The sequence below is a fragment of the Paenibacillus sp. sgz302191 genome, from assembly GCF_057749925.1.
Window position 1 is genome coordinate 265,749 of record NZ_JBYLHY010000007.1, and the last position, 16,988, is coordinate 282,736.

The 16,988-nt window shown below is 48.6% G+C and carries 16 protein-coding genes and 1 pseudogene; 11 read left to right on the top strand and 6 right to left on the bottom strand.

Annotated features, from left to right (window positions below; translation table 11 throughout):
- Positions 1-139 precede the first annotated feature (139 nt).
- From AC3G2T_RS12930 to AC3G2T_RS12950, 5 genes and pseudogenes are all read right to left on the bottom strand, one after another.
- Positions 140-1,120: an NAD-dependent epimerase/dehydratase family protein gene (locus AC3G2T_RS12930; protein ID WP_474682881.1), complete on the bottom strand. Its 981-nt coding sequence runs from the start codon at positions 1,118-1,120 to the stop codon at positions 140-142.
- Complete coding sequence (locus tag AC3G2T_RS12935; protein ID WP_474682880.1) at positions 1,117-1,692, bottom strand: TetR/AcrR family transcriptional regulator; 576 nt, start codon at positions 1,690-1,692, stop codon at positions 1,117-1,119. Before AC3G2T_RS12935 ends, AC3G2T_RS12930 begins: the two co-directional genes overlap by 4 nt.
- 255 nt (positions 1,693-1,947) lie before the next feature.
- A complete protein-coding gene (locus AC3G2T_RS12940) occupies positions 1,948-2,121 on the bottom strand; it encodes a hypothetical protein (RefSeq protein WP_488435710.1) in 174 nt (57 codons plus the stop codon).
- Between the two features lie 255 nt (positions 2,122-2,376).
- Positions 2,377-2,826: pseudogene (locus tag AC3G2T_RS12945) on the bottom strand (IS66 family transposase); the annotation flags it as partial.
- 152 nt (positions 2,827-2,978) lie between these two features.
- Positions 2,979-3,578, bottom strand: coding sequence for a TetR/AcrR family transcriptional regulator (locus AC3G2T_RS12950; protein WP_474682878.1), 600 nt, complete (start codon positions 3,576-3,578; stop codon positions 2,979-2,981).
- Positions 3,579-3,800: 222 nt separating this feature from the next.
- Here AC3G2T_RS12950 and gap point away from each other — a divergent pair, with 222 nt between their 5' ends.
- From gap to AC3G2T_RS12995, 9 genes are all read left to right on the top strand, one after another.
- Positions 3,801-4,811, top strand: a complete 1,011-nt coding sequence (gap, locus tag AC3G2T_RS12955) for a type I glyceraldehyde-3-phosphate dehydrogenase (RefSeq protein WP_488435711.1) — start codon at positions 3,801-3,803, stop codon at positions 4,809-4,811.
- A gap of 40 nt (positions 4,812-4,851) precedes the next feature.
- Entirely contained in the window at positions 4,852-6,225 is a 1,374-nt protein-coding gene (locus AC3G2T_RS12960) for an MFS transporter (RefSeq protein ID WP_488435712.1), read from the top strand.
- Between the two features lie 176 nt (positions 6,226-6,401).
- Complete coding sequence (locus tag AC3G2T_RS12965; protein ID WP_488435713.1) at positions 6,402-7,766, top strand: cytochrome ubiquinol oxidase subunit I; 1,365 nt, start codon at positions 6,402-6,404, stop codon at positions 7,764-7,766.
- Positions 7,766-8,779: a cytochrome d ubiquinol oxidase subunit II gene (locus AC3G2T_RS12970; RefSeq protein ID WP_488435714.1), complete on the top strand. Its 1,014-nt coding sequence runs from the start codon at positions 7,766-7,768 to the stop codon at positions 8,777-8,779. Before AC3G2T_RS12965 ends, AC3G2T_RS12970 begins: the two co-directional genes overlap by 1 nt.
- 60 nt (positions 8,780-8,839) lie before the next feature.
- Positions 8,840-10,588, top strand: a complete 1,749-nt coding sequence (gene cydD, locus AC3G2T_RS12975; protein ID WP_488435769.1) for a thiol reductant ABC exporter subunit CydD — start codon at positions 8,840-8,842, stop codon at positions 10,586-10,588.
- Positions 10,585-12,312 carry a thiol reductant ABC exporter subunit CydC gene (gene cydC / locus AC3G2T_RS12980; RefSeq protein WP_488435715.1) on the top strand — a complete coding sequence of 576 codons (1,728 nt, stop codon included), beginning with the start codon at positions 10,585-10,587 and terminating at the stop codon, positions 12,310-12,312. Before cydD ends, cydC begins: the two co-directional genes overlap by 4 nt.
- A gap of 255 nt (positions 12,313-12,567) precedes the next feature.
- A complete protein-coding gene (locus tag AC3G2T_RS12985; protein WP_474682872.1) occupies positions 12,568-13,062 on the top strand; it encodes a response regulator in 495 nt (164 codons plus the stop codon).
- Between the two features lie 82 nt (positions 13,063-13,144).
- Positions 13,145-13,693 (top strand): DUF420 domain-containing protein, encoded by a 549-nt coding sequence (locus AC3G2T_RS12990; RefSeq protein WP_488435716.1) that lies wholly within the window; start codon positions 13,145-13,147, stop codon positions 13,691-13,693.
- A gap of 740 nt (positions 13,694-14,433) precedes the next feature.
- Entirely contained in the window at positions 14,434-14,577 is a 144-nt protein-coding gene (locus AC3G2T_RS12995; RefSeq protein WP_488435717.1) for a hypothetical protein, read from the top strand.
- 639 nt (positions 14,578-15,216) lie between these two features.
- Here the strand turns inward: AC3G2T_RS12995 and AC3G2T_RS13000 are convergent.
- On the bottom strand, positions 15,217-16,005 hold the full coding sequence (locus AC3G2T_RS13000) for a CPBP family intramembrane glutamic endopeptidase (RefSeq protein WP_488435718.1): 789 nt from the start codon (positions 16,003-16,005) through the stop codon (positions 15,217-15,219).
- Between the two features lie 243 nt (positions 16,006-16,248).
- Between AC3G2T_RS13000 and AC3G2T_RS13005 the strand changes: the two genes are divergently transcribed.
- Positions 16,249-16,512 carry a hypothetical protein gene (locus AC3G2T_RS13005; protein ID WP_474682868.1) on the top strand — a complete coding sequence of 88 codons (264 nt, stop codon included), beginning with the start codon at positions 16,249-16,251 and terminating at the stop codon, positions 16,510-16,512.
- Between the two features lie 63 nt (positions 16,513-16,575).
- Entirely contained in the window at positions 16,576-16,854 is a 279-nt protein-coding gene (locus tag AC3G2T_RS13010; RefSeq protein ID WP_488435719.1) for a hypothetical protein, read from the top strand.
- Positions 16,855-16,988 lie beyond the last annotated feature (134 nt).

The following is a 16,988-nucleotide window of genomic DNA, read 5'->3' on the forward strand; positions in this document are numbered from 1 at the left end:
CCGTCCCCTTAGTTATACATAGTGATGAGTTACAGACTCGGCTTGCCGCCACGGCTTCGATGCTGTCTGCCACATCGACAAAAAGAGCAAGTCCAGAGAACGACTAGCCGGCGATTGCCGTCGTTCGCCCTCCAAAGCACTATCGTCGAGCAGATGGTTCCTCATAGCTTTGCAAGCCGGCGTCGCGCAAAGTTCTTCCGACATAGCCCAACTCTCGACGTGCAGCGGCATCGTTGACTGTGAACTCACGCCCGATCATGCGTATCATCGAGCGTGAGATCGGCGGATCGCCGTCTTTCCGCGTGACGGCCCAGATAGTGTCGAGCAGCCGGCCAATGGCAGAGGCAAGCCAGTAGGGCATCGAACGCAGCTTATCGATGGACAGGCCCTGCAAGTTCGCGAGCGAGGAGACGAACTCACGGAAAGTCTGCCCTTCCTGGTCTTTGATGAAGAAGGCATGACCGCCTTCTCCGCGTTCAAGAGCGCATTGTATGGCTTCGACCACATTGTCCACGTGGCAGGTTGCAAAAGCGTAGTCGCCGCGGTCGATGAAGGCGAACTGTCCAGATCTGACTGCTTCGGGAAGCGCTCGACTAAACGGATCACCAGGCCCCCAGATAGCCGGTGGGCGGAGCGCGATGGTGCGAAAGCCGGGTTTGTTGGCTGCCAGAACCAATGGCTCGGCCCATGCCTTGCTCGCCAAGTAGGCGGAGAAGTGGTTCGAGAAAGTTGGCGCGCTTTCATCGGCGTCGCGGATGGGCGTACCGCCATTATCCATGAGGATCCCCGCCGCGCTGATGTAGACGAATGTCTTCGCACCGGCGGACTCAGCTGCCTTCAACAAGGCTACGGTGCCATCGACGTTGGTACGGAAGAAGGGTTCGCGAGGCCCTGAGAAGCGGAACAGGGCGGCCGCGTGCACAACCGTATCAATCACCGGCAATATGAGTGGCGTGTTGCTTTCGAGATCGGCATCGACTGGCGTCGCACCCATGGACTTGAGTTTGGCGTGAGATGATGTGGAGCGTGTGAGAGCGAAAATCTCGTGACCGTCCTCCACGAGCTTCGTGATCAGGCGGCCGCCGAGCAGACCGGTGCCTCCCGTGACGAGAATTTTCATTGTGTTCGTCCTTTCTGTTCGGGATTTAGGATGGACCGTATGGCGCCCTCGCGGATTTGCTCCAGGACCTCAGAAGTGGGTGGCACCACCTTGCGTAGCCGAGCTGTGACGTGAAGTAGGGATGCAGCATTCGCAGACGCCCACATGAGATCGGCAGCCACCTCCACCGTCGGCCTGAGCCGGCCCTCAGCGGCGATGGCCGCGATGCGTTGGATCAGGAACGCAAAGGCCTGCTCGGCGGCGGGAATTTCAGCGTCGTCGAGAACGCGGCTCATCATCACCGCGTAGAGCCGTGGACGAGCCGCCGCGAAGCGCACGTAATCGTCCCAGCCCTCGCGTAGCGCCATCACCGGATCGGAGGATTGGGTGGTAGTCCTTTTGCTTTCGAGAAACTGTGCAAATGCTTCCGTAATGGCGGCGCTCAGAAGCCCGTCGGCGCTGCCGAAGTGATGGTACAGCGTCGGTGCGGTCACCTTCGCAATTGCGCAGACGGAGCGTGTCGAGAACTGTGCCTTGCCCTCTTCCTCGAGAACTTGTAAAGCCGCATTGAGCAGAGTGTCGTGTGTATTCATGTGGCCAATATAGCACAGCTATATTGGTTTGTCTATAGCGATGCTATATTGGTGCCGATACCCTCCTGACATCCGATAAAACCCCAGTTCCCGACGCGACTGCATCCGTTTCCCGCACGGACGCTGAAAATTCCTCTAGATTCAGATGGTTATGGCAAACACAGAGTGCTCATTTTTGTCGAGCGCTCCCGCCGTCAAAGTCTGGCACAGTATGGCATGCCGAAGGTGGTTGGCCCGTAGAAGCGGCGGCGTTCTCTATGCGGCATGCTGGTGGCCGACATCTTCCTGCAGCGGTGAAATAATCGTTGCCACGATTTTCCCACCTATACCGGGAATGGATTCGATAATCTGATACTCTTCAATCTCAACAGCGAGTGCAGCTATCTCACTTTCGATGGCGGATAGATGCTCTTTGTATTGAAGAAGCATCTGAATATAGGGCTTTATTGACGTGCCTGTCGAAAAGGATTCCGTATAGCAGCCGCAATGAGTTTCTTCGCTCTGTCTACAGCCTAGTTCCTCGAACGACTCGGACACAGTAATTCAAATCTGTTTGCCAAGTCAGCTTCATACACGTCAAGAACAGCTTGTGTTGTCGGGAATTCAGATAAGAGTTCAGCGATAGGAACGTCAAATAGGCCCCACCTAGCAGCCAGATGGGAGCCCGTGTATGATGGATGAAGATTATGGCGTGCGGCAAGTGACCGGAAGTGATAAAGACCACGGCATAAACGGTTCCAAGGCCTGCGGTGCTTGGAGATCGGGAAGTTGCGGCAATTGTTCGAACAGATCGATCTCCAAACGTCCGTCCTTCAGGAATGCCGTCAGCTTGTCCCACTGGTTCAGGCTGTACGCTATCGCCTGACCGATCAGACTTTTGGGCATAATCCGGGACTTCTGTTGACGCAGCCATGTCTGGTACGCTTCTAGCACCGGACGGCTGCTTTCTTCCCGGGCCTTGTATCGTTCCTCTGGCGTCGATTCCTTCAACTCTCGTTCAATTGCAAAGAGCTGGTTGCAATACGCCAGCCCTTGGGCCGCAACGGTTTCCGGATTGCCGTTGGCTTCGGGAGCGGCTTTGAGCGCTTCGTCATACTTGCGCCGAGCATGTGCCCAGCAGCCAACTAGCGTCACACCCTATGGTTTTCGGTTGATTGTGAGGACTTAGACGTACCGGATCGGTAAAGTTCCATTTCCAAAATCAAATTCGGAACTACGTTCAAATCCTTGGTGTTACAGCATTCGATTATACCCAGTTCTATTCCGATGTGCCAGTTCACCACAGTTTAACTGGTCTTTAAGCAGCATTGCTGCAAATAGGACGAGAAGATTGTTATATTCATTAGCATGTGCTTGTTATCCCCATCCAACTTGCTTAACAAAATGCCTCCCTCCAACAAAGAAAATGCAAATGAAGCAAGCGCATCCGAATCCAGATCTTCCTTAAACTCCCCAGCTTTAATCCCGTCACGAATAATAATTTTCATCATATCCAAAACGTTATTCAGCCCTTGCCTTGCTTGATCACAAAGCTCCGAATGAGTATCGTCACTTTCTACAGCCGTATTTTGCATGGGGCATCCGCCAATAAATGGTGGATTGTTGACAACATCTTCATAAACACGAAAAAAAGCAATCAACCGACCTGACGCGGACTGCTCTTGATCGACCGCCTCAGAAAATTTTCTGGTGACCAAACTGGCAGCGTAATTGTATGCTTCAAGCGCAATCTCGTCTTTACTGGCAAAATGTCGATATATGCCCCCCTTCTTGATTCCGGTATCGGCAATAATATCATTTAGCGATGTACCGGCATATCCTCTCTGGTTAAAAATTTCAGCCGATTTCATAATGATATGTTCCCGTGTTCTGTCCCCTTTTTTCATGAGCTCCTCCGTATGAACCTTATTCTAACCATTTATTATAAACAAATTATACACAATTCCGACCTTGCCATTCACTAGAATTATGCTAAAATAAAAGATACCGATCGGTACCTTTTATTTTAAAACAAGACGGTCCAGAATGAAATAGCGTCGAGCCCATTTTGATTTCATGACAGGCATTCGCCTGTTTGGAATAAATAAAACTTATAGGGGGATTTTTCAATGACAGTAAAAGTAGGCATTAACGGTTTTGGACGGATCGGACGACTCGCTTTTCGCCGAATTCAAGATGTGGAAGGCGTCGAGGTTGTAGCAATTAACGACCTTACGAACGCTAAAATGTTGGCTCATCTGCTCAAATATGATACAACGCAAGGCACTTTTCACGGTGACATTGAAGTCCATGACGGAACCTTCAAAGTAAACGGGAAAGAGGTTAAGGTTCTGGCTACGCGGAATCCTGAAGAACTTCCATGGGGAGAGCTTGGGGTTGACATCGTTCTCGAATGTACAGGCTTCTTCACCACGAAAGAAAAAGCCGAGCTTCACCTGAAAGGGGGAGCGAAGAAAGTCGTCATTTCCGCCCCTGCTACAGGCGATATGAAAACGATCGTATACAACGTTAACCACGACACGCTGGACGGAACGGAAACGGTTATTTCCGGTGCTTCCTGCACAACGAACTGCCTAGCCCCTATGGCTAAAGCTTTGCACGATAAGTTCGGTATCCAATCTGGGCTAATGACGACAGTTCACGCTTATACGAGCAACCAAAACACGCTTGACGCTCCGAATCCAAAAGGCGACTTCCGTGCTGCGCGCGCCTCTGCGGAGAACATCGTTCCCTACTCCACCGGTGCCGCAAAAGCCATTGGTTTGGTTCTTCCGGAACTGAAGGGTAAACTGGATGGTGCATCCCAACGTGTACCTGTACCAACAGGTTCCGTGACTGAGCTCGTTGCCGTTTTAAATACCACGGTAACGGTTGAGCAAGTTAACACTGCTATGAAAGAAGCCTCCGATCCGGAAACTTACGGCTACACGGAAGACGAAATAGTATCTTCCGATATCAAAGGTATCACATTTGGTTCGCTCTTCGACGCCACGCAGACGAAAGTTCTGACAGTTGGTGACCAGCAACTGGTGAAAACCGTAGCCTGGTACGATAATGAAATGTCTTACACGGCTCAATTGGTTCGCACGCTGGAGCACTTCGCTAAGATCGCTAAGTAAATAACTTTCCAAAATCAAAAGATGAAAGAAGGAAAATTCCATGAAGGACGCACTCCACAACACGAAGGTCGAGAAAAACGAAGTGCTCCTTCTTTCCCATGAAGGCGTCCTAATTACGTTGCTTTGCATTACCGTTGTGTTGGTCACTATGAATACGTCCATGTTTAATTTGGCGTTAAACGATTTAAACCATTCTTTTAACTTACCATCATCCATCGTTTCGTTGACGGTCACCGGCTATTCTATCATGTTCGCCATCTCCTCGATCACCTACAGCCGGTTGTCTGATTTTGTTCCGTTGAAGAGGTTGTTCGCCATTAGTCTGGTTTTGACAGGAGGCGCGTCGGTTGGGGCGATGCTGAGCAACCATTTCTGGGTGCTGCTTGCGGCCCGCGTTGTGCAAGCTGCCGGTGCCGGTGCGGCGCTCTCCTTGTCCATCGTGCTTCTGACCCGTTATGTACCGTTGGCGCGTCGGGGAAAATCGATGACGTTCATCATGTCCTCAGTATCACTGGGGTTTGGACTTGGTCCTGTGATTGGTGGCTTGGTGGTGCAATATCTGGGTTGGAAATATCTTTTTGCAATTACATCCTTGCTGTTGTGCATTGCCCCACTGCTTGTGCGGTATATTCCAAAAGAGTCGCTTCCCAAACGCCCTTTTGATTTACTGGGGGCATTGACTTTGAGCGCCGGTACGGCGGGTTTGTTGCTATTTTTGACCAACTATCATCCCATTGCCTTGTTGATCGGAATCTCGGGACTGCTCTTCTTTTCTCTGCATATCCGCCGAGCGAAGCACCCGTTTGTGCTTCCGTCGTTATTGGCTAACAGAAGCTATCTTGTGCTTGCCTTAATCGGGGTCTTGTCCTATTTATGCAACTTTGCCACGCTGTTTTTGTTGCCGCAAATGCTATTGAAACATTTTGATTTGAGCGCAAGTCAGGCCGGTTTTGTTATTTTTCCGGGGGCTATTTTGTCCACACTGCTATCAAGAATGATCGGGGCAATGATCGACAAGCGGGGAAACAGCAGTATGTTGCGCACGACTCCTATACTCGTACTATTGGCGGCCGTATTGTTTGCAGGAGTGGGTACCCAATTTGGGGTAGCGAATGTGTTCGTGTACATGCTGATGAGCTTAGGCTTTGCTATCATCAGCAGTAGCGTTTCAAACGAAATTTCGTGCATATTGCCCTCTTCTCAAATTGGCTCAGGCACGGGATTGTTTCAACTGATGCAGTTTATCAGCGGCGCATTCAGCATTGCCATTTTGTCTAGCGCAATGGAATGGCAAGAGCATCTTCCGCCTAGCCATGCGTATGCAAACCTATTCTGGGGACTAGCCGTGGTAGCGGTTTTGGCCAATTTATGTGCTTTTCTGTACGTGAGACGACTAGCCCAAAGTGCCGTGTAGCTTTCTTCATCTCATGCAAGGTGAGCTGAAACGTTATCGGTTTCATCAAGTTGTCAGAAAGAATTGATCCTTTCTTGAACGAATATGGGAGAAGATGTGACCGCGATTGAACTGCTGGAGGACAGAGATATAATCAACTCAAATAACAAATCGCTTTGGAAGGGAGGCAGTAAGGAATGGGAATTGATACGGTACTATGGAGCAAGCTGGTGACAGGAATGACACTAGGGTTCCATATGATATTCGCGACGATTGGTGTCGGTATCCCTCTCATGATCGCGATTGCTGAGCTCATCGGCATCCGCAAGCAAGATTCTCACTACACACTAATGGCTAAGAGGTGGGCGCAGGGGTTTGTTATATCCGTCGCAGTCGGTGTCGTAACAGGCACGGCAATCTCACTGCAACTGGCATTGGTGTGGCCGAATTTTATGAAGTTGGCGGGGAACGTTATTGCGCTTCCGTTATTCATGGAGGTATTTGCATTCTTTTTTGAAGCTATCTTTCTAGGCATTTATCTGTATACGTGGGATCGGTTCAACAACCCATATATTCATTGGCTGCTCACAATCCCCATTGTCGCAGGGGCAGGCATGTCTGCTGTTTTTATCACGACTGTGAATGGTTTTATGAACCAACCTGGGGGATTTACCATGCAAGGTGGACAATTTACAGCCGTTAACCCGGTGCAAGCGATGCTGAATCCGGCGACGTTCTCCAAAGTGTTCCATGGATTAAGCTCGGCCTATCTCACAGGAGCAGCTCTGCTAGCAGGAATAGCAGCCTTTACGATGCTTAGAAAGGGCGTTACGGGATATCACAAAAAAGCACTGAAGCTTATGATGACTGTTGTCCTGTTGTTCGGCGCGCTAAACACGTTTGCTGGAGATGTGTCCGCCAAATTTTTGGCCGAACACCAACCAGAAAAACTGGCTGCTGGGGAATGGCATTTTGAGACCGAGAGCGGTGCGGATTTGATTTTATTAGGATGGCTTAATGCCGAACATAAAATTATAGGCGCACTTCACCTGCCGAAGATTCTCAGCTTCCTGGCTTTTGGAAACTTCAACGCGAAAGTAACAGGTCTGAATGAATTTCCTCCGGATGAACAACCTCCGCTCCTTGTACATTACTTTTTTGACTTGATGGCTGGCATCGGGTTTGCATTGTTGGGCATATCCGTTCTGTATTTCCTATTTACACTCTGGAAAAAACGCAATGAGCACAATAAATGGATGCTCCGCATTATTGCTTTAGGTGCGCCGCTCGCATTTTTGGGAGTCGAGCTGGGCTGGTTTTACGCTGAGTTGGGGCGGCAGCCGTGGATTTTACGAGGATATATGCGTGTAGAAGAAGCGGCGACGACATCGCCAAGCGTGAAAATTCTTTTTTTCCTCTTCCTTCTTCTTTACATCGTATTAGGCGTGGTTAGTGTTCTTGTTCTTCGGCGTTTATTCAACAATAATCCGGCAGAAACTGAGATGGAGAAGTGGGCGCAGCATGCGGGCGACAAGAGGACAGGGAAGGAAGCGCATGCCTGATGAGTTACGATTTGATTGGGATTTCGGTACTTTGGCTGTTTTTGTACGGGTATCTTATTATAGCCTCCATCGACTTTGGAGCCGGTTTCTTTGCCTTTTATGCCCGCCTGACCAAGCAGGACCACCTCATTAATCGTCTGATTTCTCGTTATTTGTCACCCGTATGGGAGATCACAAATGTATTTTTTGTCTTTTTCTACATCGGCATGATCGGATTTTTTCCGGATACAGCCTATTACTATGGCTCGGCGCTGCTTGTTCCGGGGAGTATTGCAATCGTGCTGCTTGCTATTCGCGGTTCGTTCTATGCATTTGAAAACTATGGTTCCAAAAATAATATCGTCTATCTGTTTTTGTACGGCGCATCGGGTTTGCTGATCCCGGCTTCGTTGTCCGTGGCGCTGGCCCTGTCTGAAGGCGGCTTTATCTTGAAGCAGGATCAGACGGTTTCTCTGGATTACTGGGCTTTATTTACCAATCCATTGTCGTGGAGCATCGTTGGATTGGCGATTGTGTCTGTCTTGTTTATTAGCGCCTGTTTTCTGGCGTTTTACGCTTCACGGGCAGAGGATCAAGCTGCGCTAAAGCTTATGCGGACCTACGCGCTGTTCTGGAGCACACCGACGATTATTATCGCCCTGACGGCCTTTATCTATTTGGGGCAACACAATGAGCGACATTATCAAAATATGATGGATTTATGGTGGCTGCTTGCACTTTCTGTTGCCTTTTTCATGATTGCGATGTGGCTGTTATACCGCGGCCGCCGCTATGGGTTAGCATTTGTTTGCATCATGCTGCAATTTTTCTGTGCCTTTTTCGCTTACGGGATCGGGCAGTATCCCTATATTCTTGATCCCTACATTACGATTCAGAGCAGCGTCACCTCATCCTCAATGGGCTTCGCGCTGGTTGTCGTATTTATCGGGGGCATGTGTCTGTTGATTCCTTCCCTTATTTTGGTTTTCAAGCTGTTCCTGTTCGATGCAGATTACGTGAAAGGGAAAAAGTAGGCTGATTACTCGCAGGCTATTACCATAAAGGAGTTGAGTTTGGTGAAAGGGAAAAGAAGCATGATCGCTATACAGATGACCGCCCAACGCAAACGTCTCATTTACCTGACATTCATCTCACTCGCACTAGGCGCCGCTATTGTAAGTCAGGCTGCGTTGCTGGCTGAAGCCGTCCAGCGGATCTTTGTGGAGAAAGCATCTTTTTCATCGGTTGCCCTACTGCTCGGCATCCTACTGGTCGTGATGGCGATACGTACACTGTTGTCATATGGGAACGGGACAGTTGGTTTGCAAATGGCAGCAACCGCAAAAAAAAATATGCGAGCAGCCGTGCTTCAGAATTTTACGCATGCTTCCATGCCTTCCTCTCTTCGAGGGCAAACGGGGGGGAAGGTCAGTATGGCGCTGGATGCTGTGGATGAGGCGGATAGTTATTTCAGTCAATACATGCCGCGTATGGTGGAAACGGTCATTATCCCCGTTCTGATTTTAGTCGTTGCGTTTACCCAACATGCCAATTCAGGGATCATCATGCTGGTTACGGCTCCGTTTATCCCGATTTTTATGATTTTGGTGGGGCTGAAAACGAAAAATAAATCAGAAGAAAAGTATGCGCAGTTGGCCGAGTTTGCCGGTACATTTCTAGATTCCCTTCAAGGGCTCGTTACGTTAAAAATATTCGGACGGGCCCGCCGTCAGCAGCAAGAAATCGAACGCAGCAGCTTAAGATACCGTGATGCCACAATGGATATTTTGAAGATTGCGTTTACGAATACCCTCATGCTGGAATCGATTGTGATGCTGAGCATCGGGATTGTTGCTCTCGAACTGGCTATTCAGATGCTTGTCTTCAAGTCGATGTCGTTTCGCACGGCCTTTTTTGTTTTGTTGCTCGTGCCCGAGTTTTACAGCTTACTAAAGAGTTCGGGCACAGCTTTTCACAATGGGCGAACCAGTATGGGGGCGATTAGCAAGGTTGAAACCATGCTCACAGAAACGAACGATAGAAACGATCTGAAAGATCAGCCGGTAGGGCTCCTGACATTCCCGAAGAAGCTGTTTCCAATGCCGCCCTCCATTGAACTGGACAATGTCCGGTTTCAGTATGCACCTGACTCATTTGAGCTGAATACAGGTTCGATCATAATTGGACCAGGAGATCATATTGCCCTTGTTGGTCATAGCGGATCCGGCAAAACAACCTTGCTCCATCTTATTGCTGGATTACTAAAACCGGCGTCGGGGACCATTTTAGTGAATGGAAACCCGCTTACTCAACAGAATGAGACGATATGGTTCGAACATATTAGCTACATTACACAGCATCCTTACATTTTTGCAGGTACCTTCGCCGATAATATCGCGATCGGTGCCGGGCGGAAGGTCTCCAGGGCTGAAATTGAGGTGGCGGCTGCGGACGCGGGTCTTTCGAAGGTTGTATCCCAACTGGAGCAGGGATTTGATACCCTCGTCGGTGAAGGCGGTAGAGGACTTTCCGGTGGGGAAAAGCAACGACTTGCCGTAGCGCGGGCTTTTTTGAAGCGACCCTCCATTATTTTGTTCGATGAGCCGACCGTCGGACTCGATCTTCATACCGAGGGCATCCTGCAACGTTCGATTGCAACCTTGGCAAAATCGGCGACGATGATTACGGTGGCTCACCGATTGTATACCATTCGACATGCGGACAACATTTTGTTTATGGACCATGGCGTCCTAGTGGGCTCGGGACATCACGACGAGCTTATGAAACGCCTGCCTGCGTATGCAGAGATGGTCGATGTCCAACGCAAAGGGGTGCCGGGATGAACGAGTTGGCTATTTTGTCTCAAGCTATGATTCGGGAGCGCAAGGATATTATTCTTTCAATTTTAGGCGGATTTGTCGCCGGCATCGCTGGTGTGGTCCTCTTTTCTGCGAGCGGATATCTGATTTCGCAAACGGTGTTTGCACCTCCGCTTTATACGCTGATCGTACTTACTTCGTTGGTCAAGCTGCTTGGTTTACTTCGAGCGGTGAGTCGTTATGGCGAGCGCTTATATTCCCACCGAGCGACATTCTCTATGCTTAGCCGTTTGCGATCATCCTTTTTTGCCAAGCTCATTCCTTTAACGCCAGGCATTTTAAATAAAAACCGAAGCGGGGATCTGCTTGCGCGAATCGTTGGGGATGTAGAGAGTTTGCAGCACTATTTTTTACGCGTCGCGTATCCGCCGATCATTGTTGTCATGGTGTTCTTGACGACAATGCTGGCTACCGCCTCCTTTTCTTTCTGGATGGCTTGCTTGATGCTACTCGGTATGCTGGGAACCGTATTGGTCGTGCCGGGAATCGTATTGCTAGGATATCGGAAAATCAATGGGCATGTTCGCAAGCAGCGGGCGCTGTTGTCCTCGGAAGTAACAGAGGTGTTGTATGGTTTCCGGGATCTTAAAGTTTATGGGCAGCTTGCGCAGCGGGAACAGCAACTCCGCCAAGCATCTGCTGCATTGGCAGCCGAGCAGCAGCGAGCGGCCGGACAACTGCTACGTGGACAATCGATGCATGCCTTTGTCACATATCTGATTTCCTGGGGGGTGTTGGCACTTGGTGCTTATCTGATATCGGATGGAACGCTAGCTGGCGTATATCTGGCTATGCTTGTCATGGCCTCATTAACTGTATTTGAAGAAGCAGCGGCTATGGCCACGTTGCCAGCATATAAGCAAGATAGCGAACATGCAGCCAAGCGGCTGACGGAAGCAGTATTAACTCCTACCATGCAGCCGGTGCAGCCAAGTCGCGCGTTGAATACCAACCATGCCGTTTCTATTGAGTTATCCGGCGTTTCCTTTCAATATGAAGGGGAGTGGAGGCCGGCGTTGAAGAACTTTTCGTTGCAAATTCCACCAGGATCCAAAACGGCGATTGTTGGACCTAGCGGTTCAGGAAAGTCCACGCTGATTGAGTTGTTGCTCAAGCTGCGTACGCCGACGGCCGGGGATTTGCGACTGAACGGCATATCGGTACAAGAGCTGGAGGAGTCGAGCATTTGGAAAACGGCTAATGTCGTGCTGCAGCAAAGCCATTTTTTCCGAGGAACGATCCGAGATAACTTGCTCATGGATGCTGAGGACCATTCTGACAGCGACCTGTTGGATATCCTAGCTAATGTGCAATTGCCGACCACTTCATTAACCGACCCCGTGTACGAAAAAGGAGAAAATCTATCAGATGGCGAAAAACAGCGATTGGCCTTGGCGCGGGCCATGCTTCGCAATGGAAAGCTATGGCTGCTGGATGAGCCGACCTCTTCGCTGGACTATGTGACAGAGCAACGTGTTTTGGCACACTTATACGAACAAGCATCCGAAAATACGCTTCTACTGATTTGTCACCGGCTTAACGGTTTGGAAGGAATGGACAGAATCGTCGTTATGGAGCAAGGAAGGGTGATCGAAACGGGTTCGTATTCCGAGTTGATGGAGCAAAACGGCTATTTTTATAAGATGAAACAAATTGAGTTACAATTAATCGGCGAAACGGGGGACTAAGCATTTAATTTCTGATTTTTTATTGAATACGGAAAACGTAATAACGCTCGATCCGCTATATTCGCCAATAATGTCAATAATTTATTACGGCGAGCCAATTAAATATGTCTTAAAAAGATCTATAATATGTCATTGACACTGAATGGTCATATTTTTCGAGGAAAATAACTACTTCGGGCCATTCGACTAAACACATAAAACGCGATAATAGCAACAGGAATAGGGTTTAAGGTTCCATAAAGGGGTTGAGGAGCGGTGAGCCAAATCAACAGAGTGTTGCTTGCAGAACCATCGCAAGAGCATAGAGAGCGGATCAAGTACCTGCTGGAGCTGGATCCGCTATTTGAGGTCGTAGCGGAAACTGACTGCGGAAGGGATGCGATATCACTCGCCGATTCATTAAAGCCGGAGGTTGCGCTTGTTGCGGTTGAATTACACGATATGAAGGCTACACAGACCATTCAAGAAATGAAAAAGATGAATCCCCAAATGTTAGTCGTATTGCAAGCGGAAAGCGCTGACGTTGAGTATTTTTTTGAAGCTCTGAAAAGCGGGGCGCAAGGTTACTTGCTCAAGTCGCTGCATCCAGCTTCCTTTCACGAGTATCTGAGATCGCTCGTGATCGAGGATGCGACTCTGCCGAGAGTGCTTGGATATCAAATTTTAAAGCAATTTGTTACCGAGAATATCCCACATTGCGTACAGCCCCTTCTTAGTAATGGAGACGGCAGTATTAAGAAATCTGTGTAGAGGATTCAACATCGAAGAAATCGCCGATCGGTTAGTAATACCGGAAAATGGGTACTGCCTGCAGAAGGAGCGTTTGGATCAAATGAACTCAAATGATCAACCAGCCAATAATAAAAATTATACGATTCCTATAATTGTAACGTCCTTGATTGTAAATTTTGTTATACTTCTTTTGTTTTTTTCACCGATAGGATACAAAGGAAGTATCAAATTTGATTTAGTCATCTTCCCGAGAATAAATGGAGTTTTAAATAGCTTTACGTTTATATTTTTGGTATCGAGCTTAATTGCAATTTTGAGAAAAAACATTGAGGTGCACAAAGGTTTCATTCTTGCTTCCTTTACCTCGACATTATTATTTCTGGTTTCTTATTTAACATTTCACTACATGTCATCAGAAACAGCGACATTTGGCGGTCAAGGTATTGTCAGACCCATTTATTTTTTTATTTTAATTTCACACAGCATCCTTGCCGCAATAATCGTACCGCTAGCCCTATTCACACTTGTTTGGGGATGGACGAATCAAATTCAAAAGCATCGGCGCATTGCTCGATGGACAATGCCTATTTGGCTATATGTCAGTTTTACTGGAGTAGTAGTGTTTTTAATGATGGAACCATATTACTGAACAAACTCGCTCATTGATTCTTACAATGCTCAACATTAAAATAATACGTGTTAACCTGATTGGCTCCAACACCTTTCTTGTCGTTACGTGCTCTACGAATCGCCATATAGCCCGCTTTACATACGTACATGCCCGCATCTTTGTTGAACCTAAATTTCGAAAGCGCGTAACAGTGGTGAATCAATAGAAAAGATGAGTGGAATTACCTGCAATAAAATGGATAAATTCCCATCTTAAAAAGCGCTAATTCTAAAATAAGGGTGGTCTTCCCCCTTCCCCACGGCCAGTAGTTTGATGAGCAGATCGATTTCGTTCGCGGTAAAGTCGCCGGTAGCGATCCGGTCGATCGAGAACCCGCGTTTGGCTTATTTGATGTAATTTTCCATGCAACAACCAGTCTGCTCGAGGATAAAGGTCGGCGTCTTATATGGCTGGTAGTAGACCGGCGACTGGGGCGCCTATCTTCCGTGCGGAGTCAGCCATTGTGAGCTACGATCGCGCCTTCCTGGAACTGACCAACGAGGGAAATGAGCAACTAAAGCCCACTTGGTAATTTTTGGTTGTATGCAGTTTGGCTTCATGATAAAATGAGTTCATAGAATTTACGCCCTTGTTCGCATTTGTGCGAGTAAAAGACCCTATGGGTTGGATTTTATGTGCAAGTTTTTTTGCGCATGGAGTCTGCCTGTGGGGTCTTTTTTCGCATTCTCTGAGAAAAATTCGGAGGAGGGAGAATGAGCATGACCCAGCTCACCGAAAATCAAAAAAATGTTCAAAGAGTCAGCGATGAAACCATACAAGAATTACGAGGGCTGAACTTGAAGGAGTTTGCTGAGGCTATGGGCGATGAACTTATCCGTTCAGGTCTATGGTATATGACCTAACGAGATTCGAGGGCTCTCCGTCAAGGAAATTGATGCTCGCGGGTATCGTAGCATCTCGGACAAGGGCCCGCTCCCGAGGGCCGTCTCGTTCCGAACTTCCGCAGGCGCACACTGCCGCGTGGAAATGACGATTCCTCCGCTCCGCTTTCTCGACGGATTGCCCCTTCCTCAGCCGAAAAGACGGTGCAGCCGTATGTTGCTTAGGGGGGCTTGGCAGCGCAAAAGCCTGCGAAAACCCCCATGACGCCGTGGACATCACCCCACACAAGTGCGCCTGAAACGGCCCGTTTGGAGGGATTGCTGCAATTGTGCAGGAACTTCCAATCATATCGGGGCGGGAACTGCCGGCCACACGAAGAAAACCTGCAAAAATACATGAATTTGCGTCCTTGATCGCTGGTCGCGAACAATTCCTGCAATTGTGCAGGTTTTTTAGCAGGGACATGGGCCCAGGGTCACTTTCAGCGAAAATTCCTGCACTTTTGCAGGCTTTTTGCCAAAATGGGCCAATTTCAGCTGAAAAACCTGCACTTTCGCAGGCTTTTTCCCTACCACGATGCGCCTAAACACGCGGATGGCGGCCCCAGCCCGCCGGCACGGGACAAAGCGCAGGCCGCCTTCGACTGCGTGTGCTTGCGCCTATAAGAAACCGCTGAAAACCATAAGCGCATTAATCATCATATGCCATATCACTGTGGGAACGATGCTTTTCGACTTGATCGTAATTCCTCCGAAAAATAGCCCGCCAAAAGCAAATGCGAGGCAAGCGCCCCAGGGAAATCCAAGCGAATAATGCTGCAGTCCAAATCCTGCGCTGGTTATCAGAATGGCCCATTTGTCGCCTAATTGCTCCGAAAACCGGCTTAGCAGAGTGCCTCTCCAAATGATCTCCTCAAGCACAGCGTTTGTAATTGAAAAAATAATGGCGAACAACCACTCTTCATGGACGTAAGCCCATCCGTTACGGATCACAAACGGCAAAAAAGCCGAAAAATTGATTGTTAACGCGATAAGCAGAAAATATTTTACTTTGGTTCGGCGGAAATCCGACCATGCAAACGGGATGCCGATCAGCTCGTTCCACTGCGGTTTCTTCCAAACATGCATGAAAGGAGTTTTATCAATAAGAGATAAAGCAATCAACGGAATTACAATTAAAATCAACGACAACCGGTTGGCAATAATATGCCATTCCCTGGGATTCAAATCAATCAGCCATCGCGAGTTCACATTTAAATACAGAAAAAATCCGATTCCAAAACATATCGTTGTCAAAACAAAATTTCTCATAGGCTTGTAAATGGAAAGAACCCCGGCGCATACTGCCCAAAAAATCGTCAGCAGGTAATGGTTCGTTTCCAGTAAGGCCACAAGTGACGCGAACAAGAACAGGGACGCCATATTCCGGAGCAATGTGTAATTCATCATGTATCACCTGCTTCACTTGGTTACGTTTCGGTTAGTGCCATGCGGCAGAGGGGCCGGGTTCTTTCCTCCATATACTTATGTGCCGATTCGTGCCTGCGGAATGGACAGCAGCGGAATTGCCCCGAACAATGTGCATGTACCCATAATATCGGGGCAACCCATACATATACTGAATTATTGCGAAAGGCAGCGATTGACGGCAAACCTCTAACAACCGGACTTTCCAGAAGGAGGAGAATCGAAGTGAGCACGAAAAAAATGGGAATCGCGGACAGGGCGATATTCATTCTTGGAATCACGTTAGCCGGTGTGATTACATTTGTTCTTATAGCGGGCGTAATTATCGCAGTGCTGAAATTTTATATGGACAGCAAAAAGCATTCCGCTCGGATTCATTCCGTTCCGATGCCGGACGATGAGCCGGATGCGGCGTTGACTGAAGCCCCTTTGAACGATGCCCCGTCTGAGCAAAAGCTGGCCGCAGCTGCCGGCGATCAGGCTCCCTAGAGGCGCAATAGGACGTAATGCAAGCGCGCAAACTGTCACGCAGTGACCGGCTGTCGAGAGGAGGTGAAGCAATTGTCATCGGAACATCAGGATTTCTCAAGGATTGCCGGCAGAATCAGGCGGGAATTTCTAAATTTCGCCAACAGCTACGCCAAGGCTGTAAAAGGCGGTGCGAGTGTGGCCGGGAAACAAATAATAGAAGCCGAAGAACAAGCGGGTCAAGCAACCGATATTCCTGCAGGCAAGCTAGTATCGGCTGTTAAAAGCGGCATCCAGCATGCCGGTGAACATATGATAAACTCGGGAGTGGAGTTCGTTAAACAAATGAAAAAGAAAAAATAAATGTATGGCTGACTCTCAGGGTAATATGGATCCCCTAATGGTCGATAACGCAAAAAGGTCATTTATTAAAATGAGCTTGCGTTGTTGACCGAAGGGGATTTTGGATAAAAACCGAACGGCCGCTCCCTTGTTGA

Excerpts from the sequence above, each read along its gene's own strand:
- AC3G2T_RS13000 (WP_488435718.1), bottom strand. The coding sequence starts at position 16,005 with ATGATGAATTACACATTGCTCCGGAATATGGCGTCCCTGTTCTTGTTC.
- gap (WP_488435711.1), top strand. The coding sequence starts at position 3,801 with ATGACAGTAAAAGTAGGCATTAACGGTTTTGGACGGATCGGACGACTC.
- AC3G2T_RS12935 (WP_474682880.1), bottom strand. The coding sequence starts at position 1,692 with ATGAATACACACGACACTCTGCTCAATGCGGCTTTACAAGTTCTCGAG.
- AC3G2T_RS12930 (WP_474682881.1), bottom strand. The coding sequence starts at position 1,120 with ATGAAAATTCTCGTCACGGGAGGCACCGGTCTGCTCGGCGGCCGCCTG.
- cydC (WP_488435715.1), top strand. The coding sequence starts at position 10,585 with ATGAACGAGTTGGCTATTTTGTCTCAAGCTATGATTCGGGAGCGCAAG.
- AC3G2T_RS12940 (WP_488435710.1), bottom strand. The coding sequence starts at position 2,121 with ATGCTTCTTCAATACAAAGAGCATCTATCCGCCATCGAAAGTGAGATA.
- cydD (WP_488435769.1), top strand. The coding sequence starts at position 8,840 with ATGATCGCTATACAGATGACCGCCCAACGCAAACGTCTCATTTACCTG.
- AC3G2T_RS12960 (WP_488435712.1), top strand. The coding sequence starts at position 4,852 with ATGAAGGACGCACTCCACAACACGAAGGTCGAGAAAAACGAAGTGCTC.
- AC3G2T_RS12990 (WP_488435716.1), top strand. The coding sequence starts at position 13,145 with ATGAACTCAAATGATCAACCAGCCAATAATAAAAATTATACGATTCCT.
- AC3G2T_RS12965 (WP_488435713.1), top strand. The coding sequence starts at position 6,402 with ATGGGAATTGATACGGTACTATGGAGCAAGCTGGTGACAGGAATGACA.
- AC3G2T_RS12970 (WP_488435714.1), top strand. The coding sequence starts at position 7,766 with ATGAGTTACGATTTGATTGGGATTTCGGTACTTTGGCTGTTTTTGTAC.
- AC3G2T_RS12950 (WP_474682878.1), bottom strand. The coding sequence starts at position 3,578 with ATGAAAAAAGGGGACAGAACACGGGAACATATCATTATGAAATCGGCT.
- AC3G2T_RS12995 (WP_488435717.1), top strand. The coding sequence starts at position 14,434 with ATGACCCAGCTCACCGAAAATCAAAAAAATGTTCAAAGAGTCAGCGAT.